The organism is Marinomonas arctica (assembly GCF_003259225.1).
Classification (GTDB): Bacteria; Pseudomonadota; Gammaproteobacteria; order Pseudomonadales; family Marinomonadaceae; genus Marinomonas; species Marinomonas arctica.
In genome coordinates, this window is the sequence record NZ_QHJF01000046.1 from 1 (window position 1) to 26,708 (window position 26,708).

Sequence of the window (26,708 nt, forward strand, 5' to 3'; positions counted from 1 at the left end):
GTGATGAAGATTTTATGATCATCACTATATATTGACATTGGTTGCTCTAAATGGATAGCCCTTATATTTGTACAGTTTTCATCAATTATCCACAAGGAGTGTGTGATGTCTTCTAGCCCTTTCCTCAATTTTATTCGTAATGAACTTCGCCTACGCGGTTATAGCTTAAAAACAGAGAAGTCTTACCTGTATTGGATTAAATATTTTATTCGTTTTCATAAGTTGCAACACCCTCAAAACATGGGCGCAGAAGAAGTAAGAGCGTTTTTATCATTTCTGGCCGTTGAGCAACATGTCGCCATTAATACACAAAAATCTGCCTTGAATGCCCTCGTCTTTTTGTACAACAAGTTATTGGATCAACCATTAGGAGATTTAGGCTTCCAACATGCTAAACAAGGTCGACGTTTGCCCATTGTTTTGACTCCCAATGAGATTCAAAAAATCCTAAACTGTCTGAATGAACGGGATCATTTGATTTTTTCATTGCTGTATGGATCAGGACTTAGGATTAGTGAATGTTTACGGATTCGCATCCAAGACATTAATTTGGAACAAGGGAGTTTGGCTGTTTGGTGCAGCAAGAGCAACAAAGACAGAACCACCATTCTTAGCCGCAAATTAGCCGAAGCTTTAAACAAGCAAAAAGCCTATGCTCAAACAATCCAACAAGACGACAACAGCAAGGGATATGGGCCATCCTTACCTTTTGCGCTGTCTAAAAAATACCCAAATGCATTTCGTCAGTTAAGTTGTATGTTCTTATTTCCCTCTACGTCAATCAGTCCACACCCTTTGACTGGTGAACTATGCAGGCACCATTTGCATGATTCAGTACCTCGTAAGGCCTTGAAAAAAGCAGTCAATGACGCAGGAATTAATGAGAAAAGGGCAAATTGCCACACCTTTCGCCATTCTTTTGCAACCCATCTACTAATGGCAGGACGAGACATAAGAACGGTTCAAGAATTGTTAGGCCATAACGATGTATCGACAACACAAATTTATACCCATGTCATCGGCCAGCATTTTGCTGGAACAAATAGCCCCCTTGATCAAATTTTATAACATGAGAGGCATTGAAGGCGCTGTCGCTTTTTACTCAACCACTCAACCCCGTGAGTGTTTTTGAGGGCGTTTCACCAAACAGTTGTTTATAGTCTTTAGCAAACTGGCTTAAGTGCCAAAATCCCCATTGGGCGGCGATGTCGCTGACCGATTGCCCTTTTTCGGCTTGCACTAAGTTTCGACGCACGCCGTTTAGTCGACTGATGCGCAGGTATTGAATGGGGCTGATTCCAAGGATGCTTTCAAAGCTGTATTGTAAGGTTCGACGGCTGACGTTGGTCACTTCACACAGTTGTGTCACGGTGACCGGTTCATCAAGGTGGTGGTCTAAAAACTGACGGGCACAATCGACGACTTTTTTACGGTGATAATAGCTTTGTGTTTTGGCAGGCTGCGGCGTTTCTTCTTTGAGTACTTCCAGCAGTGCCATCATCACGATGTCTTGCTGTAAGCGCGGCGGTGTGGTGTTGTTTTGCAACGACAACAAACGTGCCAGCACAAAGCGCACTTCCTCTAAGGTTTTATCGGGTACACCTAGGCGGCCACATTCGGTGAGTTCTTTCCAATTGAGATCCACCCCGTGAATCGCGGCCATTTTAATCAGCTTTGATCGATCCACGACCAAGCCATATAAATCATAATCCTGCGGTGTGGATAGCTGAAAGTCACAATCACCTGGACGGCACATAATGTTGTTTGAATGGATGGTTAAGCCATTAATGCGACTCTCTTCTTGTCCTGCGAGGGGAATACCGAGCCAGACCGAGTTCGGCCACACCACGCATTTTTGCTGCAAGGCTTGGCTAGTGTGCTCACAAAACACCTGCAAACCATCAAAAGGCAGCTCGACAATACGACCGTAAAAACTGCCACGGCTGGTTTGGTCGTACTCTTGCTGCCAGTTGGTCAAATTACTGGCGTGCAAATCGGCGTCGTGCGCTTCCGACAGTCTCACTTTCGATATATCAGCGTTCGATACATTGGAGAAAAAGCCCTGTTTTGGTGCATCCATCATTAAATTCAGCATAACCACACCTGTCTGTGTTTGTTTTTCTTACGGAATATGAGGAACTAAAAACCTAACCATTTGAAATATATAATTTTTTTAAATCTTGCCATTATTCGATAACACCCATTTATGGATTTCCGTACTGTTAACTTATGTTATTTCTCAAACCATGGACTAGAAACATAGACTCAGATAGAGACTGCAAAATGTATGCCTCTTACTCTTGAGGCGGTGTTTTTGAGTCCATATCCGATCTAAAGCGTGAGCAAATATGATGCATAACCCACATTCCGCTTTTCAATTTCGCCACGTAGTAGGAGAACGTACCTTCGGCTTTGTCGATCTGGCCGACTTAATGGCCAAAGCGACACCGGCTCGTTCAGGCGATCGCCTAGCAGGCGTTGCCGCTGAAAGCGCCGAAGAACGCGCCATCGCACAAATGACCTTAGCCGATGTACCGCTAAAACGCTTCCTCGAGGAAGCTCTCGTTCCCTACGAAGAAGACGAAATTACTCGACTAATATTAGACGATCATGACAAAAACGCCTTTTCTTTGATTTCACACCTGACCGTGGGGGGCTTTCGCGATTGGTTATTGAGCGATTTAGCCACCAGCGAGGTACTGACGACCCTTCGCCCCGGTGTGACACCGGAAATGGCCGCGGCCGTTAGTAAGATTATGCGTAATCAGGATTTGATCTTGGTCGCGAAAAAATGCCATGTAAAAACCGCGTTTCGCAACACCATTGGCTTGCCGGGGCATTTGTCGACGCGCTTACAACCAAATCATCCAACGGACGATTTAACGGGTATCGCCGCCAGTATGTTAGACGGCCTACTGTACGCTTGCGGTGATGCCGTGATTGGTATCAACCCCGCCACGGACAACGTGCAGCAAGCCACGCGCTTGATCAAAATGATGGACGAAGTAATCCAGCATTATGAGATTCCCACTCAGTCTTGTGTGCTCACGCACGTGACCAACACCATCGAATGCATTGAACAAGGCGCGCCCGTGGATTTGGTGTTCCAGTCCATTGGTGGCACTCAAGCGACCAACGACAGCTTTGGTTTTAACCTCGCCACACTGGCCGAAGCCCAAGCGGCCGCTTTGTCACTCAATCGTGGCACGGTGGGCAACAACGTCATGTACTTTGAAACGGGCCAAGGCAGTGCTTTGTCGGCGAATGCCAACCATGGATTAGACCAGCAAACCTGCGAGGCACGCGCTTATGCGGTAGCGCGTAAGTTTAATCCGTTACTGGTGAATACCGTGGTCGGTTTTATCGGCCCAGAATATTTGTACGATGGCAAAGAAATCACTCGTGCAGGGTTGGAAGATCACTTCTGCGGTAAGTTACTGGGTTTACCTATGGGCTGCGACGTCTGTTACACCAATCACGCCGAAGCCGATCAGAATGACATGGATAATTTACTGACACTGTTAGGTGTCGCGGGTTGTACCTTTGTGATGGGCATCCCAGGTTCCGACGACATCATGCTGAACTACCAGACAACGTCTTTTCACGATGCGTTATATGCTCGCAGAGTGCTAGGGTTAAAACCTGCGCCGGAGTTTGATGCTTGGCTTGCGAAGATGGAAATCTTCAAAAATAACGAGCAATTCACCCTCAACCACAAGCTACCTGATGCGTTCCATAAATCACTCAATCGTATGATTGGAGGTCGCTCATGAGCCAAGACATCCCTAAATCCGACATACCTAAACCTGATAAGCCTTTCCCGACACACCCACACGCGCCTCTTATAACGGAAAAGGAAGAACCCGTTACGGAAAACGCGTGGCGAAAACTCAAGGCCTTTACGGACGCGCGCGTTGGCTTGGGGCGGGCCGGTGTCAGTGTGCCCACCAAACATTTACTCGCATTTCAGCTTGCCCATGCTCAGGCTATTGATGCGGTGCACACGCAACTCGATACCGATGCTTTGTCGAAGGCTCTGATGGAACAAGACTGGGCAAAAAATTGGACAAAAAACTGTGCCCCCCTACTCTTGCACAGTCGCGCGACGGACCGCGCAACCTATTTACAACGTCCAGATTATGGTCGCAGATTGGATGACGAATCCGCCCACCAACTAGACGAACACCGAGATTCCACGTCACAACATTACGACCTCGCCATTGTGGTGATCGATGGTTTGTCATCGCTGGCAGTAGAGCAAAATACCTTGCCGTTTTTACAAGCGCTTTCTGACCATATCAACGGCTGGAACCTCGCCCCTATCTGTTTTGTGAAACAAGGCCGTGTGGCGATTGGCGACGATGTGTGTGAACGCCTCAACGCCAAATGCGTCTTGGTATTGATCGGCGAACGTCCGGGATTGAGCTCCCCCGATAGCTTAGGCTTGTATCTGACTTGGGGCGGTAAAGTGGGGTATACCGATGCTTATCGCAACTGTATTTCCAACGTCCGGCCGGCCGGCTTGGTCTACCAAGAAGCGGCGCGCAAAGCCTTTTATTTATTAAACGAAGCACGAAGCCTGAAACTGTCTGGCGTCAAACTCAAAGACAGATCCGACGATGATGTAATTGTAGACACCTCCAAGGAGTCAAAAAATTTCCTCATCTCCTAATACGAGGAAAAAGATAAGAGAAAAAACAAAACGCACGAAAAGAAATGCAGGAAAACTATAAGCCCACTGGGCAAAAAATGACGGTTAAAAACTCAACCTATAGAGCACAACTGGAACAAAAGGAAACTAAAATGTCTGATCAAATTAACAAAGAATATCTGGCAAAACGCCAGCTAAAACGAGGCTCCGCGGGCTGGATTCTGCTCGCGGGTTTGGGCGTATCTTACGTTATCTCTGGCGACTTCGCAGGCTGGAACTTTGGTATTGCCGAAGCGGGCTGGGGCGGGTTTGCCATCGCGGCGGCGCTTATGGCGGTGATGTATTTCACTTTGGTTTTATCCTTGGCAGAAATGTCTGCCGCGATCCCTGCGGCGGGTGGCGGTTACAGTTTTGCGCGTCAAGCCATGGGACCAACGGGCGGTTATTTAACTGGCCTAGCGGTGTTAATTGAATACGCTTTGGCGCCTGCCGCCATTGTGATTTTTATCGGTTCTGCGGTAGAAGCCTTGTTAGGCTTTAATGGACCTTGGGTCTACGCCGCGTTTTATCTGGTCTTTATCGGCATTCACCTAGCCGGTGCGGGCGAAGCGCTCAAAGTCATGATGGTCATCAGTGGTTTAGCGGTTATTGCCATCCTAGCGACAGCGGTGGCGCTGATTGGCGATTTTGATAGCAGCCGTTTGTTTGATGTGGCGGTCACCGATGCCGCTGGCGCGTCTGAATTTATGCCAATGGGTTGGTATGGCGTTTGGGCGGCACTGCCATTTGGCATGTGGTTGTTCTTAGCGGTTGAAGGTGTACCTCTGGCAGCAGAAGAAGCCAAAGATCCAGCGAAAGACGTGCCAAAAGGCATTATCGGCGCGATGATCTTTTTACTTTTCACGGCACTTTTGGTGGTGTTTTTATTAGCCGGTGCTGCTGGTGCAGATGCGATGGGTAAGAGCGCAGTGCCTTTGGTTGATGCCTTAAACTTTGCAGGACACAGCTCCTTAGCAACGGCGGTAAACGTCCTAGGCCTTGCAGGTTTAATCGCGTCTTTCTTCTCTATCATCTACGGTTACAGCCGCTTGGTCTTTGCCTTGTCTCGTGCAGGTTATATTCCACAAAGCTTGTCTGTTACCGATAAACGTAAAGTCCCTGCACGTGCTTTGATCGTACCGGGTATTTTGGGCTTTTTGGCTTCTCTGACTGGCGAAGGCGATCTTATGCTTGCCATGGCCGTGGTTGGCGCCACGGTGTCTTATGCTTTGATGGCGCTTAGCCACATTTTGCTTCGCATCAAACAGCCAAACATGGAACGTCCTTATAAAACACCGGGCGGTATCGTTACCTCATCCATCGCCTTTGTTTTGTCACTGTTAGCGCTGACTGGCGTTTACGCTTACGATCCACGCGCGTTTTTCTACACGCTCGTCTTATTCGCCATCGGCGCCGCTTACTACTTCTTGTATAGCAAAAACCGCCTTGTGGCGAAAACACCAGAAGAAGAGTTCGACATGCTGGCGGCAGCGGAAGCAGACCTTGCTGCAACGGCTTAACAACCCTTTTCACTGAGTAAATAAAACAAAGCCCCGCATTCCTATGCGGGGCTTCTTTTTTAAGTGTCTAATGATCCGCTATTAGGACTTGGCTAACACGATATTTTGCAAAGCCACACGCTCTGGCTCCATCATGTAACGATAAGACAAGGCCGCTACGATACCGCCAATAAAGATGGCGTAGTTTGCCAAGGCATTGAATACGAAGGTCGCTAAAATAGACACCACGCCCGCGATGATAAGAGCATAGACGCTTTTTTTGTTCACGCCATTCTCATACCAATACGCGCCTTTTGGAGACTCTGTATACAAAGCAGCGACGTCAATGTGGCCTTTTTTGATAAAGAAGTAATCAACAATAAGAATGCCATACAAAGGCCCCAATACATCCACCGTGTAATGAATCACCTCTGGGTTATTGAATAAATTCCAAGGGGTTAGCAACACAGAACCAAACGCGGCAATAAAACCACCGGCTTTAAAACTGATTTTCTGTGGCGATACGTTAGAGAAATCAAACGCAGGCGCAACAAAGTTCGCCACAATATTGATGCCTACGGTCGCAAAGATAAAGGTCAGAGCGCCAAGCACGGTAATAAAACCAGAATCCAGACGTTTTACCGTTTCCACAGGGTCGGTAATCATCTCACCAAATACCGGAATAGAAGCCGATACAATCACCACACTGAACAAAGAAAACAGCACAAAGTTAACCGGTAAACCCAATAAGTTGCCTAGCTTGAGTTTTTTATAGCTGCCGCAGTAACGAGAAAAATCACTAAAGTTCAGGGTTGGTCCAGCAAAATAGCCTGCCACCAAGGCAATCGCGATGAACATCTGCACATACACATCCATGCCAGTCAAATTGTTGGAACTCAGACTGAAACTAATATTTTCCCAGCCAGCACGATCTACCATATAGATACACAAAGCAAACATGGCGATATAAATAGCAGGACCAGACCAATCAATGACTTTACGAATCATGTCCATACCAAACATGAACACGACACCTTGTACCACCCACATGGCTGTAAAGCCGATCCAACCTAAGTAAGACAGCCCGATAAACGACTTATCCGCCAAAGACGCCATGTCAGGAAAGAAATACAGCAACAAAATAATAAAGGAACTGGACGCGAGAAAGGTTTGAATACCGTACCAAACCACCGCGATCAATCCTCGAATAATAGCCGGGATATTGGCACCGAATACGCCAAATGACATACGCGCTACCACAGGAAAAGGCACACCGGCTTTTTGTCCTGGTTTGCCCATCAAATTGGCAAAAACAAGCACAATGGAAATGCCCAACAACAAACTAATAAAGACCTGAATACCATTTAGACCCAGGGCAAACAAACTGGCAGCAAACACGTAGCCGCCCACACTGTGCACGTCCGACATCCAAAACGCGAAAATACTATACCAGCCCCATTTTTGATCTTTCTCCGGAAGAAGATCGCTGTTTGCCAGCCTAGGGCTTTGTTCAAATACTTGTTTCATGATTGCGTTCCTTTTTAATTGTATACAATGATTAATACAATTAATGTGCCAGAAACCCAACCCTAGACATTTAAGAATAAAAGTCGAAAAACAGCCATAAAAATGAGATTAAACTGCACCAAATCTACTCAATAAACACAAAGTGTCACCATAATTGTGCACAAAAAATACTTTTTTTGTTTAAGATGTATGAAACAAACGGCCGTGTTATATTGTCTTATTGACGAATTATAGAAAGACATCGTATACAATAATTAGGAACAACCTATGTCGAATGATGAGATCATTTACCGACAAATGCTAAACGCTATTGTCGAGCATCAATTACCGCCCGGAGCGCGTCTGCCAGAAGACCGCTTATCAGAGGCGTTTGGTGTGAGCCGAACGGGCATACGCAAAGTCTTGCAACGACTCGCCCTAGAGCACTTTGTGGTGATAGAAAAAAACAAAGGGGCCCATGTAAATCGACCCAATGAAGCCGAAGCCTCGGAAGTGCTAGACAGCCGCATACTGATTGAGCCACAACTCATTCCCGCTTTGCTTAACCATTGGAACGCAGCCCATTCCGACCGTTTTCGTACCATGGTTGCAGAAGAAAAGCAGGCTGAAAAAAACAATCAACTCGCCGACTCCATACAACTCACCGCCCGTTTCCATTATGAATTAGCGACGCTAGCAGGCAATAAGGTACTAGCGGACTTTGTCCAACAGCTCTGTTATCGATCTTCACTTATTCTCGCCGCTTACGGTACTCGCGGCAGTGTCGGTTGCGAGTGCGGAGATCACTCGGAGCTACTGGATCTGCTTGATCAAGGCCACGCAGATAAGGCGCAACACTGGATGAGCCATCACCTTAAACACATCAAATCTTCGCTTATCCTTGATAGTAAACCCGAAGAAAACATTGATTTTCAAAAACTTTTTGGCCGCTAGGAGCACCATGCGAATTCAGCTCATTAACCCAAACACCAGCGCCGATATGACTCATGCCATGGCGCTGAGTGCACAATCTATTGCACTCTCTACCACGCAAATCATCGCCTGTACGCCAGAGCACGGTCCTAAAAGCATCGAATGCGCTTTTGATGAAGTCATTGCCAGCGCCGCCCTGCTCGATCTTATCGAACAAGGCAAACAACAAGGTGTCGACGCCCACATTATTGCCTGTTTTGGCGACCCAGCGTTAGACGCCGCGCGGGAATTAGCCGACGCCCCTGTGATTGGCATTGCCGAAGCGGGGTTTCAAATGGCCAGTTTAATCGCCCATTGCTTTGGTGTTGTCACCACGCTATCCAGAACCTTACCTGCGAGTGAGCACTTACTGCAAAAATACGGCTATCAGCATAAATGCAGCGGAGTCAGAGCCACCGACATTCCCGTTTTGGCCTTAGAAAATATTGATCCCGCTGCCTATCTGTTACTTAAAACAGAATGCCTAGCCGCGATAGAACAAGATGGTGCGGAAGCCATCGTCTTGGGCTGTGCTGGCATGTCGAGTTTGGTTGAAAAGTTGTCTGCAGAACTGCCTGTGCCCATCATTGATGGCGTCGTCGCGGCGGTAAAACTGGCAGAATCATTGCATCAGTTAGGACTACAAACCTCTAAAAAAGGTCAATACGGACAGCGTGTTAGCAAAGCCTTTACTGGACGCTATGCTCACTGGAGCCTGTAACTACTCCATAAATACATTACAAACAATGGAACACAGACCATGAAACACTATTTAGAACGCGATTACGCCGGCTATGGTCGCCAAGGGATGCCAAACGTCAAGTGGCCAAACAACGCCCGAGTCGCCTTACAGTTTGTATTGAACTTCGAAGAAGGTGGTGAAAACTGCGTTTTACACGGTGATGAACACGCTGAAACCTTTCTATCAGAAATATTCGGTGCGCAGCCTTTTAAAGATCGTCATATGAGCATGGAATCGCTCTACGAGTACGGTTCTCGTACTGGCGTGTGGCGCATTCTTAACGAGTTCGAAAAACGCGGCTTACCACTGACTGTTTTTGCCATTGCTACCGCATTACAACGCAACCCAGAGGTGGCAAAAGCCTTTGTGGAAGGCAAACACGAGATTGTCTGCCACGGTTTAAAATGGATTCATTATCAGGAAATGCCGATTGAGCAAGAGCGCGAGCACATGCAACAGGCCCTCGCCTTGATCGAAGAAGTCACTGGGGTTAAACCCGTTGGCTGGTACACCGGACGCGACTCACCAAACACTCGTGCCTTAGTCGCAGAGCAAGCGCAACTTAAATACGACTCAGACAACTACGGCGACGACCTACCGTATTGGGTAAAAGTCGATACGCCAGAGGGTGGCAGCAAACCGCACCTTATCGTGCCTTACACGCTTGACTGCAACGACATGAAGTTTTCTTCGCCATACGGTTTTAATCATGGCGAAGAATTTTTCCAATACTTGAAAGACAATTTTGATTGTTTGTATGAAGAAGGCGCCACCGCACCGAAAATGATGTCCATCGGTATGCATTGTCGAACGCTAGGCAAACCCAGCCGCTTCATGGCATTAAAGAAATTCCTAGACTATGTACAATCCCACGACCACGTCTGGATTGCCCGCCGCGAAGACATCGCCGATCATTGGATAGAAAATCATCCGCCAAAATAATACGTCATTGGTCTAACTCAAAAATCGAAGCGCCAGTCAGTCTTGTTCTGGCGCTTTTCTTTCATTTTGCAAAGCAAAAAAACCCTCATTCCAACACCCTGTCTTGACAAGGAAACCATAAAGATCTTTAATGATATTAATTATCATTTCTACTTTATAAGGTTCGGTTTCATGCCGCACAATGCGAGCCACAGTGTGCAACATGATGTAATGCACTCTTTATATGCCAATCATCACAATTGGCTGTATACATGGATTCGTAAACGTTTAGACAGCCAATACGATGCCGCTGATTTAACTCAAGATACTTTTTTGCGCATTCACGCAAAGCAGAATGCGGCCACCATCAAAGAACCCAAAGCCTATTTAGCCACCATCGCCAAAGGCCTTGTGTGCCATTTCTATAGACGTAGATCCTTAGAGCAAGCGTATCTGGAACTGTTAGCCACACAGCCTGAGTCCTTCGTTATTTCACCTGAACATGAGTTCATTATTTTACAAACGTTAGAAGAAGTAGACAGGTTGCTTAATGCGCTCCCTGACCAGGTGAAACAGGTCTTTTTACTGTCGCAAATTGAAGGCAAAAAATATCAGCAAATAGCCGATGAAATGCATCTTTCTCTCGCCACCGTGAAGCGATACATGAAACAAGCTTATGTAAAATGCCTCATCTTAATGGGAGACGATGTGTTTGAATAAGCTCTCGAAAAGAAGTCTACACGAAGCCGCTGATTGGCTCATCAGACAACAAGAAAAACCGCTCACGAATAGCGAGCAAGAACAGCTGCAGCAATGGTTACAATCAAGCAAAGACAACCAGTGCGCATGGCAGCGTGCGCAACATTTTATCAATAAAGTCGACACACTACCGAAGGAAGTGGCCTACGCAGTACTGAACCGACCAGACGATGCAACACGCCGTTTGCATATTGGCAAACTGGCGCTTCTGTTAGCCTCTGGCCCCTTAATATGGGGAAGTTATGAAGCAGTCGACAGTCAGCAGTGGAGCGCCGATTATCGCACCGCGAAAGGCCAGCAAAAGCAAGTTACGCTACCAGATGGAACCCAAGTTAAGCTGAATACCGCAACGGCATTTGATATTGCGTTTGATCACCAAGCTCGTTTATTGTCATTAAGAGAAGGTGAAATCCAAGTCAATACGGCCACCGCCAATGCTCACTTGCCGACCCCTTTTGTCGTAACAACACGGGATGCAGTTTTATCGCCTTTAGAGGCCAACTTCACCGTGCGTCAGTACCGTGATTTAACACGCTTGGGCGTGATTGAAGGCCTTGTCAAAGCATCACCTAAACTTGCACAAGCTACGCCAGACCATGCTATTAAAGCCGGTTACCAAGTCGAATTATCACGTCAGGCATTTTTGTCTCGTAAAGCACTCGAATCCAATACGACCTCTTGGTTAAACAAAATGCTTGCTGTGCACAATATGCCATTAAATCAGTTTGTCCAAGAAGTTTCCCGTTACCATAATGGCTTATTACGGGTTTCTCCTGCGATTGCCAATATGGCTATCTCAGGAGCTTATCCTGTCCAAGATCTCAACATGATTCTCAATATGTTATCGCACACTTACCCGATCCAAATAAACAGTCATCTTGGACATTATTGGGTCACGATAGAGGCTGTTTAAGGACAGTAAAAACACTTAATCAAAAAAAACGACATAATTCCTATTTCCGCTGACACTTTTTTTCTTTTCAGGTGGCTTAGTAGTTACACAACTCATAAGTACCATAATGTTAAAGAAGGAGGTGGCTGTGTCTACCCGTAAAAAAACACATTTAAAAACACAATTTCAGAAGGTAATCAGCACCACATTAACGTGCAGTGGGTTAATCATCGCGGCGAGTCTTAGCTCATTTGTTGTCGCGCAAGATGCCACAAATCAAACGATCCGCGAGTCATTACGCATTGAAGCTGGTGACCTTGGGAGCGTTCTCACTGAGTTTTCCGCTCGTCACAATATCGCCCTATCGTTTAATCCAGCCTTAACACAAAACCTTAAAAGCGAAGGTATTTCAGGTAACGGCAGTCCGATAGAATTAATTGAACAATTACTCTCTAATAAAGGTTTGGTGGTGATCGCTAATCAGGACGGTACCTACAGCCTAACAGAGCGTACCCAAAACCTGACAGCAGACAACCAAGCGATTAATCTTAATACCTTGATTATCCAAACCAGTCGATCAAATACCAAAAAAGAAAACAGCCCTCAAGTCGTTACGGTAATCACTCGACAGCAAATTGAGGATCAGCTTTCCATCAATTCTGATAGCTCCCAGGCTCTCTCCAGCCTATTACCCGCTTACTCACCGAATACGCAAAAATTAAATAACAGCAGCCAAACCTTTCGTGGCCGTTCGGTGTTGTACATGGTGGATGGCGTGCCGCAATCTAATCCGATTCGAGAAGGTAGCCGATCTGCCCATACAATCGACCTGGCGATGGTTGATCGTATCGAAGTTATCCATGGCGCCAGTGCCGTTCACGGTCTAGGGGCAACGGGTGGCATTATCAACTTCATCACCAAGTCCAACCGCTCAAACGAGGTGAAGCAACACGTCGACGTGCAACTCACAACACCAACAGATGAGATTAGCAGCGATACTCTAGGCTATAAAATTGGCTACCAAGTAGAAGGTTCTGCAGACAATTTTGATTATCTTGTAGGATTAACCAACGAAGTACAGGGCATCTACCTTGATGCTGATGGTAATTATGTTGGCGCAGCGACGGTTCGTGGCGACATTATGGACTCAAAAAGCCACGACGCCTTTGTAAAACTGGGCTACTGGCTGACTGACGACAAAAGACTGGAACTTGAAGTCAACAAATACCGCTTAAAAAGTCGCATGAATTTTACTGGCGTTGATGGTGACAGAGAAAATGGTGTCGCAACCAGCTCCGTAAAAGGCACCCCACCAAACGGTGTAGCACCTTACAACGATGTGCAAACCACCAGCCTTTTCTATACCGACAGTGACCTTGATGGCATGGAATTTAAAGCACAAGTCTTCCATCAAGACTTCGAGGGACGTTATGGCGCGTCAAACTCAAACAGCTTTCAGGACGTCAGTATTGCCCCCGTTGGTACGCTCTATGATCAAAGTCAGAACCAATCTGAGAAAATGGGTGCTAAATTCAGTCTGACCAAAGATGACCTGTTAAATAATAGTTTAAGCATTACGACTGGGTTGGATTTATTACAAGACAAAACCAGTCAGACATTAATCTTAACTAATCGAACTTACGTTCCCGAAACAGAGTACACCAACTACGCGCCATTCATTCAATTTGAATACAAACCGACTGAACGTTTGGTTCTGCAAGCAGGGGCCCGTAATGAACATGCAAAATTAGACGTAGATACTTACCAAACCGTAGCAACCAATAAAAATACTTCTGTTTCTGTCAATGGTGGCTCTCCAAGCTTTAGCGATACGGTTTACAACGCTGGCGCTGTGTTCAAGCTAACGCCTTCTATGAGTGTGTTTGCCAACTACTCGCAAGGCTTTGGTATGCCGGATGTAGGACGCATACTCAGAGGTGTCTCAACCGCCGATCAAGACGTTGATACACTTATTGATCTGTCTCCCATTCTGACAGACAACTATGAGGCGGGCTTTCGTATCCATCGCAATGCATTCGACTTCGAATTGAGTGCCTACCAATCCAATTCTGATTTAGGTAGCCGAATTGAGAACCAGAATGGACTTTACGTCGTCAAACGTGAAAAGAAAGAAATTCACGGTGCAGAAGCGTCTTTAGGGTTCCAGCTAAACAAAGAGCACAAGTTACAAGCTAGCTACTCTTACATCCAAGGCAAGTCTGATACGGATGGTGATGGAAAAGTAGATACCAAACTGACTGGCGCGGATATTCCACCTAACCGCTTAGTGACATCATGGAATGCTCGTTGGGACGAAAAACTGTCTTCTTTATTGCAAGTAAGCCATGCTTTTAGCCGCAGCTTTGATGATGAAGATTTACACTTTGACGGATATACACTGGTCGACGCATCTGTCAGTTATAAGCTGCCAGTTGGTAAAATGAGTGTCGCGGTGGCCAACCTATTTAACGAAGATTACTTCACTTACTATTCACAAGCGGCCTATGCTAATGACAGTTTTTACTTCAAAGGCCGCGGTCGTACTCTGACATTGGCTTACGGTTTAGACTTTTAATTTTCTTGCCACACTTAACTCTTCTCTTATTTTTTAAGAGAAGAGTTAGCTTTCTTTAGAGGCAAGGGACACGAACCGCAATACACTGGCGGTTCAGTAGCTTGGTAGTAAAAACAACAGGTACGTCGAACCCGAACAGGATTTTCTGACAGTGCTGTTAACTGCTTGTCTCGATAAAACATCGTCAAAGGATTTTCGTTTAAACCGAATAATTCCGTCGTACTTTTATCAAGCAAATACGCGTAATCCGCTTCTGCCGTTTCTCTCTTTTCTTCTGAAACACTCGCTAAAATTCGCTGTTCGTAAATACTAAATACTCTTACAGCCACATTTTCCCAAAGCACTCGTCGCGACACTTTCGTTAAACGATAGAAGTGTTCGACCAATAAAGTTAGATGCCCAGCAAACACCTTCGTCAAAATGCCATCTCGCCAAGTGTCTCGACTTTCTTTATTCGAACTATTCCAAACCGACACCGATGTGTCTTTTAATGGCATCTTGGATTGCCAAATTCTGTTATCTAACGGGTATTCAAAGACGCTATTTTCGAGCGAACCATCAAGTCCCTTATCAAAACTCGACATAGCGTATAAAACAGGCGCAAGTGTGAGAAATGCCATACGTTTTATCACCAGTGACGCCGTCACTTTAATATTCGGCGCACCGAGCTCTGGCATGATTTTTTGCAGTGTTTCCAAACACAACGCATCATCCAATAACTGTCTGGAATCGATGGCAAGTGGCTCGTCTTGTTGATAGGACTTCAGCCCAAATGCCGCCAACACCTCCCACTCGTCAGTAAGAAGCTCATACTTATCATCTTGTTCAAACATGTCCTGTCGCCTGAGAATTAACCTTACGGCCTTTTCCATAAGGAATGCACATTGGCGTACCAAATAAGGGGTCGGCGCTGATATGGCATTCCATATCAAACACGGCTTTCACCATATCATGGTCTAAAATCGCTTCTGGTGCGCCTTGGCAAAAAACCGTACCGTCTTTAATGGCGATCATGTTATGAGCATAACGGGCGGCGAGATTCAGATCATGCAACACCATCAAGATGGTCGTTTTCTGCGTCGCATTCAGCTCAAACAACAGATCAAGAATTTCTATTTGATGGGTTAAATCCAAATAGGTTGTCGGTTCATCCAATAACAAAATATCGGTATTTTGCGCCAGCGCCATGGCAATCCAAGCTCGCTGCCTCTGACCACCAGATAAAGCATCAATGGAACGATTAGCAACCTCGGTCATATTGGTGTCTTGCAAGGCTTTATGCACTAACCGCTCGTCGTCTTCGGTCCAGCTTTGTAACCAATTTTGGTGAGGGTAACGACCTTGGCGAACCAACTGCTCAACCGTCAATCCTTCTGGTGCAACAGGTCCTTGAGGCAGGATAGCCAACTTGCGAGCCACGTCTTTACCAGATAAGGAATGAATATCTGCGCCATTAAGGAGAATCTGACCTGTCGAAGGTTTCAACAATCGGGCAAACGACTTCAACAAGGTAGATTTACCACAACCATTGCCGCCCACCAGCACGGTAATTTGATTAGGTTTAATGGCCAAATCCAACGATTTGATAATGGTCTTTTTCTCGTAGCCTAAAGACAGCGCCACGCTCTCCAATGGGCTATGAGCGAATATATTACTGTCTGCTAAAGAATGTTCGGACATACTCATCGTTAAAAAATCCCAATACAACCAACCGACTTAGAAACGCTGTCGATAGAGTAAATAAATAAAGAATGGTGCGCCAATAGCGGATACAAAAACACCAGCCGGAATATCCAAAGGCTGAAATAACAAACGACCGCATAAATCCGCTAACATCACTAAACATGCGCCAACCAAGGCCGACGTAGGCAATAAAAGTGCGAAACTCCGCGCCACAAGACGCCTAGCAATGTGTGGTGCAATCAGTCCGACAAAACCCACAGCTCCGGCATAAGCAATCGCGGGGGCTGCCATAATCACACTCAAAAATAGCAACACCAAACGCAAACGCTGTACAGACACCCCCAACCCCGTCGCCAGGTGATCACCAAGTTCTTGCGTATTCACGCGACGTGCTAAATAAAACGCCAAAGGCCATGAAACCAACAACCAAGGTAATAACGCGTTTACCTCAACCCAACTCGCACCATACACACTGCCTGTCAGCCAGATATACGCGGTAATACTGGTCGACAGTGGGCTCGCCGCAATAACAAAGGTGGTCACCGCGCCCATCGCCGAGGATATACCAATGCCAACCAACACCAACCGCATCGGCGTCACGCCACTGTTCCAAGCGAGCGCGTAGATCAACAGAGCCGCTAACAAAGCGCCTGCAATAGCAAACACCGGCAACCAGATCATTCCCATTGCCGTCGCAAAAAATGATAGGAAGCACACCGCTGCAGCGGAAGCACCGCCCGTAATACCAATAATATCCGGAGACGCTAACGGATTGCGTATCATGGATTGCAACACCAACCCAGACGACGCCAACGCAGCGCCCACCATGGCCGCCATCAACACCCTGGGCAAACGCAAAGTTTCCACAACAAACTGCGCAGCCTGATCACCCTTGCTCAGCAGCACCTGAAGTACTTGCGGCAAAGCGATGAACTCTTCGCCTAAACACAGGGAAAATAGAGTAATCGAAAGAAAAAAGGCAAATAGAATGAGCAGCGACCACAAAGAACGAACTGGCGTCGAAAAAGAAAATAAACGATGGCGAACGCTGAAAAACTTACTCACGCGTGCCTCCTTTTCGCGCTAAATAAATAAAGAAAGGCGCCCCTAAAATCGCCGTCGTTACCCCAATGGGCACTTCTTCTGGCATAATCACAAAACGACTGATCACATCCGCGCACAACAACAAAATAGCGCCCCACAAAGCACTTAATGGAATCAGCCATTTATGATCATAACCCACCACGGAACGCACCATATGCGGCACCATCAAACCGATAAAACCAATGCTACCACCAAGTGCGACAGAGCCACCCGCCAAGCCAATAATCAGCAAGCTCAGCGCCACCTTGATCAACACGGTGTTCTGCCCCAATCCCTTCGCAATGTCGTCACCAGACAACAAAATATTGATTTGCGGGGCGGCCAACATCGCTAACACCATACCGATAACAAAAGCGGGCACTAATGGCATAACCATAGACAAATCACGACCGGATACAGAACCCGCTACCCAAAACAACACACTGTCTAGTCCCTCTTGTCCTATCACCAATATGCCTTGAGTAAAAGCCATGAATAGCGCCGAAATCGCCGCCCCAGACAAGACAATGCGCACTGGAGACAAACCGTCTTTGCCTAAACTACCCAACCCATAAACTAACGCACCAGCGACGCTCGCGCCCAAAAAAGCCAACCACAAAAATGTATTCAGAGAAGTCACTGAAAAGAAAGTCGAGAACAACACAATGGCGAACACAGCGCCCGCATTAACACCAAAAATAGACGGTGAAGCCAGCGGGTTCCGTGTTAACGCTTGCATTAAGACACCGGCCACCGCCAGTGCCGCGCCAACCAGACAGGCGACAAGAGCGCGAGATAAACGCGTGGTACGGATAATAACGTGATCAATAGATTGAGGGTCAAACGCCCAAAACGCCGTCCAGACAGATTTGCTTGAAATAACGTATTGCCCATAAGCAATGCTCCCCAGCAAGGACAACATCAGGCATGCAATAGACAGAGCAAGAACACTCCACTTAGAAGTGCGACGATTAAGTAAGTCCATAAAACGCTAATGCCCGACGTTGGGTAATTGATAGATCTGATAAAGTTGATCTAAGATTTTTTCAGCGCCTAAAATCCCACCAGACAACAACCAAGCGACATTATCCACTTCATACACTTGCTTATTTTTAGGCGCTGTTAGCATTTGCCACAACGGATGCGCGCGCCAGGCGTCGTAATTTTGCCTCACCGCCGCGTCATCGGACTGTAGGATAATAAAGAACACGTCTGCGTTCACACTTGGCAAGGCTTCCTTCGTTTTCAGTTTAACGCCCCAACCATTTTCATTCGGCAATGGAAATTTAAAGCCTATTTCTTTCAACACCACACCAGAAAAGCTTTGATTCAAATACAGACGCAAATGATCAGCGCGAATATTGAGTACTGCCGCCGTTAAAGGCCAGTTTGGCACACGCTTTTTGATAACATGATGAAAGTGGGTAATACGTTGTTGAAAAGCCCCCCAAACTTGTCGGCCTTTCTCTTGCTTGCCTAATGCTTGAGCGGTTAGATCCAAAGTGGTTTTAAAATCATAGACATTCTCTGCCATTACCGTGGGCGCAATCTGCGACAGCTGACCATAGATCTTTTCATGACGAGACTTGGTGCCAATAATCAAATCTGGCTTTAATGCGACAATGGCCTCAAGGTTTGGTTGAGTTTCCAACCCCACATGAGCAACGCCTTTCAAAGCATCTCGCAAATACTCATAGGTTGGCGGCTGCGCCCACGAATCCACCACACCAATAGGCGTCATACCTAACGCCACCACAGAATCGGTTGCTCCTTGAAACAAGGTCACTACACGTAACACTTTTTTAGGAACCTCAGTGCTGCCCATCGCATGAATAATCGTCTTTGTTTCTGACGCCATGACCGGAGTCACTGGCACGGCAACCAATACACACATCGCCAGCATCAACACCCAACGTTTTACTCGATTTACCTGCATCTTGAGGGACTTCCTTCATTGTTATTTTAACAAAACGTTATAATAACAATTATCATCCTCATAAACATTACCCTTGTTTAAAATGGTGCAAATCATCACCTGAATCCGACAAAAAATGGTGAGCACAAGATAAAAAGAGGATAAGGCTTAAAAAAGCGTCGCTATAGCGAGAGAGATACTGCACAGCTTGGGTGCAATGCCATGGAAAATAGACCAACTTGGTTCAAAAATAGCGCAATCTAGCGACGTAAGCCTCTTGCTTCACTCGATGCAAATAGTCCAATGGCGTCACACTGACAAGTTTCTTAAACTCTCTTAGAAAATGCGATTGATCACTGAAACCGAGGTCACAAGCCAAATCAGAGAAGGTAACGCCCTTGTTGTGATTAAGGTCATAAACCGCAGACTGACATCGAATAATGCGGCTAAACGCCTTCGGGGACATTCCCATGTCGGCACGAAATTGACGTTGTAACGTTCGAGTACAATAACCCGTCGACGCTTCTAAGTCCTGTATTTGTATGTTGCCTTTTTTGATAAAAACTTCGTGTATTGTCTGTTTTGTTAATATTGATAGCTTCCTAGCAAGCTGATTTTTATAAAATTTTTCAAAAATCCCAACCTGATTCGCAAACACTGAGCTACTGACAATTTGTTCAAAAACTCGATCTGCATTGGGCATGATGTCTAGCAAGTTAAGCTGATGTTCAATCAACTCTTGCGCGGATGCCTTTAAAAAGTCAGGGATAACACCGGGAACAAACCGTACACCAAAATATCGATGGTTATGAATAAACTCTGCGTTTGTCGCTTCTAACGTCGTGCCACATACTTTTGCCGTTGGCCTTTGTTCATCGCAATCAAACAAGATATCCACACAACCATCAGGAATCGCTAGCACTTGCTCTGTGGCAGGGTCAGCTTCAAAGCTATAAAAGTGAGAAATGCTAGGAATATCAGAATGATAAAGTAGAAACTCCTGAGCCGCACCCAGTACAAACCAAGGCTGTTTGGAGTGAATTCCTGAAACTCGATCGTACACAGAGTCTTTTAACATGACTCGCACCTGCTTACTAAAATGCCCAAAATGATCTGTCATTTTTGCAAGCCCGATGCCAACTCTATGGCGATCAATTTCTATTACACCATGTCGCAAAAGTTCAATACTCAAAAAATCTGACCGTCTAGGATCGAAACTATCCGCTGTGAACTGAAGCTCTTCATCGAGAAGCAATGTCGCCCTATTAGGCAACTAACACCGACACGAGCTAAACACGGAAACACATAATTTCTCCCCTCTGTATGAAGGAATACGCTATGTCAGAGAACACAAAAATCGATTTTATTTACCTGTCAGAACAAGACATGATTCAAGCTGGTGTGATGAATATGCCCCAGTGCGTAGACACTATGGACGAGATGTTTACCCTGCTCTACAAAGGCGACTATAGAATGGCTGGACCCAACAGTGATTCTCACGGCGCCATGATCACCTTCCCTGATGAGTCGCCCTTTCCAACCATGCCCAAACCAACAGCCGACCGTCGCTTAATGGCGATGCCTGCGTATCTTGGCGGAAGCTTTCAAACATCCGGCGTGAAATGGTATGGGTCGAACATAGCAAACCGAGAAAAAGGCTTACCACGCTCGATCTTGATGTTCACATTAAGCGATACGGACACTGGCGCGCCAATGGCGTATATGTCAGCCAACCTACTTTCTGCTTACCGCACAGGCGCTGTTCCGGGTGTGGGTGCACGCTATCTTGCACGTAAAGATTCCAAAGTCATTGGCTTGCTTGGACCAGGCGTCATGGGCAAAACAGCGGTCGCGGCCTTTATGGCAGTATGCCCTGAAATAGATACCATCAAAATCAAAGGCCGCGGACAAAAAAGTCTCGATGTCTTTATCGAGTGGGTAAACGAATCCTTCCCGCAAATCACCCATGTTCACATCGTCGATAGTTTAGAAGACGTGGTACGCGGCTCTGACATCATCACCTATTGCAACTCAGGTGTGACTGGCGACCCATCAACGTATCCGATCGTAAAACGAGAATGGGTAAAACCTGGTGCCTTCCTCGTTATGCCAGCCTATTGCAGCCTAGACGATGGCATGGAACAAGGCGACGTTCGTAAAGTGCTTGATAACACAGGCTTGTACCAAGCTTGGTATGAAGAAGTCCCAAAACCCGCTCACAACCACATCCCGCTACCAGGCGTTCGATTCATGGACATGATCGCCGAAGGGAAAATCACATTAGATGATCTAGAAGACATAGGAAAAATTACCGCAGGTGATGCTCCTGGCCGCACAAATGATGACGAAATCATCATTATGTCCGTTGGCGGCATGCCAGTAGAAGATGTTGCTTGGGCAACCATGGTGTATCGCAACGCCATCAAACAGAACATTGGCGTGAAATTAAATCTTTGGGAAACCCCGGTTTTGAGATAACCACATAGCCCTTTATTTCTGTTATTTAATTTTTTGGAAGACTCACATGACAAAGATAGTAAAAGTAAAAACCGGTTCAAAACTCGAAGAACTCAGCAGCTACTCACGCCTAGTGTGCGTCGACAATTGGATATTTGTGTCCAATACCGCAGGCCGAAATCCTGACACCAAAGAAATTCCAGACGACGTACTAGAACAAACACACCAGGTATTTAGCAATGTCGAAGCCGCACTAAAAGCCGTTGGTTCCAGCCTTGCGGACGTAGTGATGTCGCGTGTTTTTATCCAAAATCCGGCAGACACACAAGCCGTCATGACGCTAATCGGTGACAAATTCCGCGGTGTCGATCCCGCGACCACAGTGACCTGTCCGCCACTTGGCTCAACCATCTACAAAATGGAGTTGGAAGTAACGGCTTTCCGTGGCGCCGCCAGCGCAGAAGTTGAAGTCATTAATACCAACACCGCGAAATAACGAAAAAGGCCCGATGGTTGTCATCGGGCCTGATGAGATTTTTAGGAAGTAAACCATGACTAAAATGCTTGATGCCGTTCACACCACCAATGAATTACCGGACTCAACCACCATCGTTATTATCGGTGGAGGCATTGTTGGTATCACGGCGGCACTGACACTAGCAGAACGAAATATTCCCGTTGTATTGCTCGAAAAAGGCCACATTGCGGGTGAGCAATCATCTCGCAACCTAGGTTGGATCCGTAAAACCAGCCGCCACGCTAATGATGTCCCCCTTGCACAGGCAGCAGACCGTCTGTGGGCGGAAATGCCAGAACGTATTGGACAGTCAGTTGGTTATAAACAATCCGGCATTATGTTTTTAGCCAAAACAGACGAGCAAATGGCTCTTTACGAAGCATGGTCAAAGTCAGTTCAACCGCTTGCTCTAGGCTCACAACTCCTTAGCCCGAAAGAAATCGACAAACATGTTCCACATGGTCAAGGGCAGTGGGTGGGGGCTATTTATACGCCTTCTGATGGACGCGCAGAGCCCACAATTGCAACCAGTGCAATCGCCAAAGCTGCCGTGAAAAAAGGCGCGATTATCGTTCAACAATGCGCCGTGCGAACATTATCAACCACAGCGGGGAAAATCAGCGGCGTGGTCACAGAAAAAGGCGAGATTCGCTGTGAACAAGTGCTGTTAGCTGGCGGCGCATGGTCACGCCGTTTCCTTGGTAATCATGGTGTGTCCTTGCCGACCCTACCCGTCATTGCGTCCGTATTAAGAACTGCGCCTGTCGAAGGCCCAACTGAGATCGCTGTTGGCGGCCCAGACTTTTCATTCCGCAAACACAAAGATGGTGGTTTTATCATCATGCAGCGCGGCAAAGTGGATGCGCCAATCACCCTAGATCACCTAAAAATCGGTCTAAAGTTTAGAGACCAACTCAAGCATGGCAAGGACTCTCTGAATATTGCCTTTAACGGTACCTTCTTTCGTGACTTAGCCATGCCCAGATCGTGGCATGCCAATAGCAAAACCCCATTCGAACACGTTCGCGTGTGCGAGCCGAAGGTTAATCATGGCCTCCTTAACGACGCTATGAATAACACCATCAGTGCTTGGCCCATGTTTAAAAATACAAAAATAGAAGAATCATGGGCAGGCTTAATTGATGTAACACCGGATTCAACGCCGGTGATTGACCGTATCAAAACATTGCCTGGGCTGACGGTAGCAACCGGCTTTTCCGGTCATGGTTTTGGTACTGGCCCTGCAGCTGGACAACTGGCTGCAGATATTGTTTCGGATGTCCCCCCCATCGTTGACCCAAGTCCCTATCGGTTTGATCGGTTCTAACGTCTACATGATGGTTCCCTATTAACAAAAGGAACAAAAAAATGAGCAATATCACAAGTTCAGGAACGATAATGACAGCTGACTTATCAGCGACAAATCCAAGTAAATCAAAAATGAGATTGCCAACCATGATGGCAATTTGTATCGGCTTAGTCATTGTACAAGGTTCAATGATCTCAGCGTTACAAGGCATAGGAATCGGCGGTATGGGGTTTATTGCCGCGATGGTCGTAGCGCTCATTCTAGCTCAATTCAACGCCATGAGTTTTTCTGAACTCTCGTTAATGTTCCCGCAAGAAGGAACCTTAGCAACTTATACTCAAAAGGCGATAGGCCACTTTCCCGCTATTGTATCTGTGTTCGCAGGCTATGTTGTGGTGGCTGTACTTGCCATCCCAGTAGAAATGTTCTTAGTCGATGCCATGCTAAGTCAGCTTCTACCAGGCGTATTACCTGAAAATACAATCCCTTTAGTTATCCTATTTGTGTTCACCCTGACTAACTTAATTGGGACAGATGTTTTTGCACGTATTCAAAACATCCTCGCTTTTATCTTGGTTAGCGCGCTTATTCTTACTGGCATTGTTGCCATAACGGGTTCCAACGAACCTCACCCTGTACTCACTGGAACGACGGTAGACTGGGGATTTGGCGGCGTAATGGATGGCAGTTTTATCGGCTTGGTCGGCTTAGCATTATGGATGATGGTCGGGGTGGAGTTTATTTGCCCTATGATTAAAGAAGTCAAAGATCCTCATAAAAGTATTCCTCGCGCTATGCACTTATCTTTATTTATGATTTTCTTCATCTTCACTGTCTTTGTCTATGGAGCAAGCCTTTACTTAAACGTCGATCAACTCATCGGTGCACCACTGCCTTTCTTAGACTACGCCAATGCGGTATTTGGTAAGAGCGGGTTGATCATTGCGACAGTCATGGGATTGGCCGCAACGTGCTGTACCATGAATACCGTGCTCGCGGCTGTGCCAAGAATGCTACAAGGTATGGCCGAACAGGGCCAAGCTTTCCCCCAGTTAAAAGCCAAAAACCGCTTTGATGCACCTTGGGTTGGCATACTCATGATCACAGGTTTAACGACTATTCCCTACTTCGCCTTGGGGATTGATTCGTTAATCACCTTAGTCATTGCCGCCACCACCAGCTGGCTATTGGCTTACATTGTCGCCCACATCAATGTCATCGTATTACGTAAACGTATGCCAAATCACCCTCGTCCATACCGCACACCCTTCTATCCTTTACCACAAATATTGGGCATTGCGGCCATGTTATATGTTGCCTTGAACAACTCACCATCGCCTGAAATGACAGAGATGGTATACAGCATTACCGGCGGTATATTACTGGTGCTGTGTATTATCGGTGCGATATGGGTGAAATTTTTCATGAAACGAGGGTTGTTTGAGCCTGATAACCAGTAACCTCTAATGGTCTTCCTGTTCATGGCTTAATTGGTCCACTTTAAAAGTGTCAGTGTCACCGCCTCCCAACCAAGACACTGGCGCTTTTTTTTAACCATGTTCTGCCATTGGCAAACACCCACCGTTTTCACACATAAAGGACAGTGCCTATGTGGTTTGGCAAAAAACGCATTCAAATACTAGAAAATGAACTGGCTATAACCCACGCTGAGAAGCGAGTTTTAGAAAAGGAAATCACCAAATTAACAACGGATATTGCCTCACATGAGGCAAAAGCGCTATCGACTCCCCTAACGAAAATCGATGAGCGATTTTTAGCGCCTCAACAAGACATCATTGAAAGTGCCTTGTCTGCGCTCAACCAAATATCTGAATTATTGTTTGAACCAATGAGCGCGTCAGAAGGCAATAACCAAGACATTGAACAAAACAAAGAACAAATCAACCAACTGTCCAAAGCACTGACTAATATTGCCTCTCAAACTCAACTCAGCCTAGAAGATGTCAATGGACTAAAAGACATAGCCAATGAAATAAAAGGTTTTACTGATACGATTCAAAGCATTTCGGAACAAACCAACCTATTGGCATTAAATGCAGCAATCGAAGCCGCACGAGCGGGCGAGCATGGTCGTGGATTTGCAGTGGTAGCAGACGAAGTGAGAACCTTGGCAACCAAAGCCAAAGATTCCAGTGAACAGATTTCTACCCTTGTCCATCGTATCGATAACCGAACAATAAAAGTCAGTCAACAAATAGAGTCACTACACCGCGTCACATTGGATGTCAGTCGATCTTGTAACGACCTAGATACATCTTTTCAAAAAACCGCTGAAAGCTCTCAAACATTAATGGAAGTTGGCTATAAATCCATGGCGTTTGCACACACATCATCAGCGCTGCTTGAACTAAACTGTTGGAAGTCAAACTACCTAATCTCTGCATTAAAAGGCAATATTCAGACACAGCCAGTCAACATAAAAGAGACGGCTTTTGGGGATTGGTATTTCAACGGCACAGATAACGAATTCGATTTTAGAAAAACACCGGATTTTATTCGTATTGGTCACGAGTTAGAGCAAATCAATCAACTCATCCAAAAGATGACTCAGACAAGCACAGAAAAAATAGATAACTTAGCCGAATTAGAGAACAGCGTAGTCAAACACATCAAAGCCATTCACCAAGGCTTAAAAGAGTCTCAAAAATTCCTATTCTCTCACCTCTAATCAAAGGGCTTTTAGCCCTTTGATTCTTTGTTCCTAGTTAGTAAGCGAGCTCACTTAAAACACCACATCTTCCGGCACGGTCACAAAAATCGAGTGACGAACTTCGTTAAACAAGGCTTTACTGCAATGGCCCTCGCCTACTGTGTCTTCTAACAAGACCACATCCCCTGCGCCAAATTGACGGGTTTCACCAGACGATACTTTAAACTCACAACGACCTTTGATGATGAACAATAATTGACGCTGCGGTGCTGGATGCCATTTGAAATCGTAATCGCTTGGGGTTTCACGGAAGATCATCTCACCCACCGGAAAACGCTCCGACAAAAAGCCAATTGGACCACCATCGCGGACATCTATCGTTAAATCACCAAAGTGACTCTTGCCCTGATCATCGTTAAAAATGCGTGTAAAATTCATACATTTATCCTTTAGCTAAAACAAGTGCCAATCCCTTTAAATTTTATTTTCGTAGGGCATCATGAGCGAAGCGTAATGT

24 protein-coding genes are annotated in these 26,708 nt (G+C 46.2%); 15 read left to right on the plus strand and 9 right to left on the minus strand.

Features of this window, described 5'->3' with window-relative positions:
- The first annotated feature begins 105 nt into the window (after positions 1–105).
- Positions 106–1,068, plus strand: coding sequence for an integron integrase (locus DK187_RS20090; protein WP_111609083.1), 963 nt, complete (start codon positions 106–108; stop codon positions 1,066–1,068).
- A gap of 34 nt (positions 1,069–1,102) precedes the next feature.
- Here the strand turns inward: DK187_RS20090 and DK187_RS20095 are convergent, their stop codons facing one another.
- Positions 1,103–2,095 (minus strand): helix-turn-helix domain-containing protein, encoded by a 993-nt coding sequence (locus DK187_RS20095; RefSeq protein ID WP_111609084.1) that lies wholly within the window; start codon positions 2,093–2,095, stop codon positions 1,103–1,105.
- A 256-nt stretch (positions 2,096–2,351) separates the two neighbouring features.
- On the opposite strand from DK187_RS20095, the gene DK187_RS20100 reads away from it, so the two are divergent.
- The 3 genes from DK187_RS20100 to eat all read left to right on the plus strand — a co-directional run bounded on the left by DK187_RS20100 (position 2,352) and on the right by eat (position 6,210).
- On the plus strand, positions 2,352–3,773 hold the full coding sequence (locus DK187_RS20100; protein ID WP_111609103.1) for an ethanolamine ammonia-lyase subunit EutB: 1,422 nt from the start codon (positions 2,352–2,354) through the stop codon (positions 3,771–3,773).
- Complete coding sequence (gene eutC / locus DK187_RS20105) at positions 3,770–4,672, plus strand: ethanolamine ammonia-lyase subunit EutC (RefSeq protein WP_223232285.1); 903 nt, start codon at positions 3,770–3,772, stop codon at positions 4,670–4,672. Before DK187_RS20100 ends, eutC begins: the two co-directional genes overlap by 4 nt.
- Before the next feature lie 131 nt (positions 4,673–4,803).
- On the plus strand, positions 4,804–6,210 hold the full coding sequence (gene eat / locus DK187_RS20110; RefSeq protein ID WP_111609085.1) for an ethanolamine permease: 1,407 nt from the start codon (positions 4,804–4,806) through the stop codon (positions 6,208–6,210).
- Positions 6,211–6,291: 81 nt separating this feature from the next.
- On the opposite strand, the gene DK187_RS20115 is transcribed toward eat, so the two are convergent.
- Entirely contained in the window at positions 6,292–7,716 is a 1,425-nt protein-coding gene (locus DK187_RS20115; protein ID WP_111609086.1) for an NCS1 family nucleobase:cation symporter-1, read from the minus strand.
- Between the two features lie 267 nt (positions 7,717–7,983).
- Between DK187_RS20115 and DK187_RS20120 the strand changes: the two genes are divergently transcribed.
- From DK187_RS20120 to DK187_RS20145, 6 genes are all read left to right on the plus strand, one after another.
- Positions 7,984–8,649, plus strand: a complete 666-nt coding sequence (locus DK187_RS20120) for a GntR family transcriptional regulator (RefSeq protein WP_111609087.1) — start codon at positions 7,984–7,986, stop codon at positions 8,647–8,649.
- Between the two features lie 7 nt (positions 8,650–8,656).
- Positions 8,657–9,388 (plus strand): aspartate/glutamate racemase family protein, encoded by a 732-nt coding sequence (locus tag DK187_RS20125; RefSeq protein ID WP_111609088.1) that lies wholly within the window; start codon positions 8,657–8,659, stop codon positions 9,386–9,388.
- 39 nt (positions 9,389–9,427) lie between these two features.
- Positions 9,428–10,351 carry an allantoinase PuuE gene (gene puuE, locus DK187_RS20130; RefSeq protein ID WP_111609089.1) on the plus strand — a complete coding sequence of 308 codons (924 nt, stop codon included), beginning with the start codon at positions 9,428–9,430 and terminating at the stop codon, positions 10,349–10,351.
- 171 nt (positions 10,352–10,522) lie between these two features.
- A complete protein-coding gene (locus DK187_RS20135; RefSeq protein WP_111609090.1) occupies positions 10,523–11,050 on the plus strand; it encodes a sigma-70 family RNA polymerase sigma factor in 528 nt (175 codons plus the stop codon).
- A complete protein-coding gene (locus tag DK187_RS20140) occupies positions 11,043–12,002 on the plus strand; it encodes a FecR family protein (RefSeq protein WP_162623569.1) in 960 nt (319 codons plus the stop codon). Before DK187_RS20135 ends, DK187_RS20140 begins: the two co-directional genes overlap by 8 nt.
- A gap of 127 nt (positions 12,003–12,129) precedes the next feature.
- On the plus strand, positions 12,130–14,556 hold the full coding sequence (locus tag DK187_RS20145; RefSeq protein ID WP_223232284.1) for a TonB-dependent receptor: 2,427 nt from the start codon (positions 12,130–12,132) through the stop codon (positions 14,554–14,556).
- 26 nt (positions 14,557–14,582) lie between these two features.
- Here DK187_RS20145 and DK187_RS20150 read toward each other — a convergent pair whose 3' ends face one another.
- The 6 genes from DK187_RS20150 to DK187_RS20175 all read right to left on the minus strand — a co-directional run bounded on the left by DK187_RS20150 (position 14,583) and on the right by DK187_RS20175 (position 20,429).
- A complete protein-coding gene (locus DK187_RS20150) occupies positions 14,583–15,389 on the minus strand; it encodes an IucA/IucC family C-terminal-domain containing protein (protein WP_111609092.1) in 807 nt (268 codons plus the stop codon).
- Positions 15,382–16,242 (minus strand): ABC transporter ATP-binding protein, encoded by an 861-nt coding sequence (locus tag DK187_RS20155; protein ID WP_111609093.1) that lies wholly within the window; start codon positions 16,240–16,242, stop codon positions 15,382–15,384. The genes DK187_RS20150 and DK187_RS20155 overlap by 8 nt, the downstream gene beginning before the upstream one ends.
- A gap of 30 nt (positions 16,243–16,272) precedes the next feature.
- Positions 16,273–17,304: a FecCD family ABC transporter permease gene (locus DK187_RS20160; protein ID WP_111609094.1), complete on the minus strand. Its 1,032-nt coding sequence runs from the start codon at positions 17,302–17,304 to the stop codon at positions 16,273–16,275.
- A complete protein-coding gene (locus DK187_RS20165; RefSeq protein ID WP_111609095.1) occupies positions 17,297–18,307 on the minus strand; it encodes a FecCD family ABC transporter permease in 1,011 nt (336 codons plus the stop codon). Before DK187_RS20165 ends, DK187_RS20160 begins: the two co-directional genes overlap by 8 nt.
- A 6-nt stretch (positions 18,308–18,313) precedes the next feature.
- On the minus strand, positions 18,314–19,258 hold the full coding sequence (locus tag DK187_RS20170; RefSeq protein ID WP_111609096.1) for an ABC transporter substrate-binding protein: 945 nt from the start codon (positions 19,256–19,258) through the stop codon (positions 18,314–18,316).
- A gap of 223 nt (positions 19,259–19,481) precedes the next feature.
- Positions 19,482–20,429, minus strand: coding sequence for a helix-turn-helix domain-containing protein (locus DK187_RS20175; RefSeq protein WP_223232283.1), 948 nt, complete (start codon positions 20,427–20,429; stop codon positions 19,482–19,484).
- 146 nt (positions 20,430–20,575) lie between these two features.
- Between DK187_RS20175 and DK187_RS20180 the strand changes: the two genes are divergently transcribed.
- The 5 genes from DK187_RS20180 to DK187_RS21440 all read left to right on the plus strand — a co-directional run bounded on the left by DK187_RS20180 (position 20,576) and on the right by DK187_RS21440 (position 26,209).
- A complete protein-coding gene (locus DK187_RS20180) occupies positions 20,576–21,715 on the plus strand; it encodes an ornithine cyclodeaminase family protein (protein ID WP_111609097.1) in 1,140 nt (379 codons plus the stop codon).
- Positions 21,716–21,761: 46 nt separating this feature from the next.
- Entirely contained in the window at positions 21,762–22,190 is a 429-nt protein-coding gene (locus DK187_RS20185) for a Rid family hydrolase (protein WP_111609098.1), read from the plus strand.
- 55 nt (positions 22,191–22,245) lie between these two features.
- Complete coding sequence (locus tag DK187_RS20190) at positions 22,246–23,538, plus strand: NAD(P)/FAD-dependent oxidoreductase (RefSeq protein WP_111609099.1); 1,293 nt, start codon at positions 22,246–22,248, stop codon at positions 23,536–23,538.
- Between the two features lie 41 nt (positions 23,539–23,579).
- Positions 23,580–24,980, plus strand: a complete 1,401-nt coding sequence (locus DK187_RS20195; protein WP_111609100.1) for an APC family permease — start codon at positions 23,580–23,582, stop codon at positions 24,978–24,980.
- A 149-nt stretch (positions 24,981–25,129) separates the two neighbouring features.
- Positions 25,130–26,209 carry a methyl-accepting chemotaxis protein gene (locus tag DK187_RS21440; protein ID WP_111609101.1) on the plus strand — a complete coding sequence of 360 codons (1,080 nt, stop codon included), beginning with the start codon at positions 25,130–25,132 and terminating at the stop codon, positions 26,207–26,209.
- A 54-nt stretch (positions 26,210–26,263) separates the two neighbouring features.
- Here DK187_RS21440 and DK187_RS20205 read toward each other — a convergent pair whose 3' ends face one another.
- Complete coding sequence (locus tag DK187_RS20205) at positions 26,264–26,629, minus strand: cupin domain-containing protein (protein ID WP_111609102.1); 366 nt, start codon at positions 26,627–26,629, stop codon at positions 26,264–26,266.
- Positions 26,630–26,708: the final 79 nt, after the last annotated feature.

What these genes read in the sequence shown, in the direction of transcription:
- puuE (WP_111609089.1), top strand. Translation starts at nt 9,428, where the DNA reads ATGAAACACTATTTAGAACGCGATTACGCCGGCTATGGTCGCCAAGGG.
- DK187_RS20090 (WP_111609083.1), top strand. Translation starts at nt 106, where the DNA reads ATGTCTTCTAGCCCTTTCCTCAATTTTATTCGTAATGAACTTCGCCTA.
- DK187_RS20135 (WP_111609090.1), top strand. Translation starts at nt 10,523, where the DNA reads ATGCCGCACAATGCGAGCCACAGTGTGCAACATGATGTAATGCACTCT.
- DK187_RS20095 (WP_111609084.1), bottom strand. Translation starts at nt 2,095, where the DNA reads ATGCTGAATTTAATGATGGATGCACCAAAACAGGGCTTTTTCTCCAAT.
- DK187_RS20180 (WP_111609097.1), top strand. Translation starts at nt 20,576, where the DNA reads ATGTCAGAGAACACAAAAATCGATTTTATTTACCTGTCAGAACAAGAC.
- DK187_RS20185 (WP_111609098.1), top strand. Translation starts at nt 21,762, where the DNA reads ATGACAAAGATAGTAAAAGTAAAAACCGGTTCAAAACTCGAAGAACTC.
- DK187_RS20190 (WP_111609099.1), top strand. Translation starts at nt 22,246, where the DNA reads ATGACTAAAATGCTTGATGCCGTTCACACCACCAATGAATTACCGGAC.
- DK187_RS20205 (WP_111609102.1), bottom strand. Translation starts at nt 26,629, where the DNA reads ATGAATTTTACACGCATTTTTAACGATGATCAGGGCAAGAGTCACTTT.
- DK187_RS20195 (WP_111609100.1), top strand. Translation starts at nt 23,580, where the DNA reads ATGAGCAATATCACAAGTTCAGGAACGATAATGACAGCTGACTTATCA.
- DK187_RS20150 (WP_111609092.1), bottom strand. Translation starts at nt 15,389, where the DNA reads ATGTTTGAACAAGATGATAAGTATGAGCTTCTTACTGACGAGTGGGAG.
- eat (WP_111609085.1), top strand. Translation starts at nt 4,804, where the DNA reads ATGTCTGATCAAATTAACAAAGAATATCTGGCAAAACGCCAGCTAAAA.
- DK187_RS21440 (WP_111609101.1), top strand. Translation starts at nt 25,130, where the DNA reads ATGTGGTTTGGCAAAAAACGCATTCAAATACTAGAAAATGAACTGGCT.
- DK187_RS20115 (WP_111609086.1), bottom strand. Translation starts at nt 7,716, where the DNA reads ATGAAACAAGTATTTGAACAAAGCCCTAGGCTGGCAAACAGCGATCTT.
- DK187_RS20155 (WP_111609093.1), bottom strand. Translation starts at nt 16,242, where the DNA reads ATGAGTATGTCCGAACATTCTTTAGCAGACAGTAATATATTCGCTCAT.
- DK187_RS20125 (WP_111609088.1), top strand. Translation starts at nt 8,657, where the DNA reads ATGCGAATTCAGCTCATTAACCCAAACACCAGCGCCGATATGACTCAT.
- DK187_RS20165 (WP_111609095.1), bottom strand. Translation starts at nt 18,307, where the DNA reads ATGGACTTACTTAATCGTCGCACTTCTAAGTGGAGTGTTCTTGCTCTG.
- DK187_RS20100 (WP_111609103.1), top strand. Translation starts at nt 2,352, where the DNA reads ATGCATAACCCACATTCCGCTTTTCAATTTCGCCACGTAGTAGGAGAA.
- DK187_RS20170 (WP_111609096.1), bottom strand. Translation starts at nt 19,258, where the DNA reads ATGCAGGTAAATCGAGTAAAACGTTGGGTGTTGATGCTGGCGATGTGT.
- DK187_RS20120 (WP_111609087.1), top strand. Translation starts at nt 7,984, where the DNA reads ATGTCGAATGATGAGATCATTTACCGACAAATGCTAAACGCTATTGTC.
- eutC (WP_223232285.1), top strand. Translation starts at nt 3,770, where the DNA reads ATGAGCCAAGACATCCCTAAATCCGACATACCTAAACCTGATAAGCCT.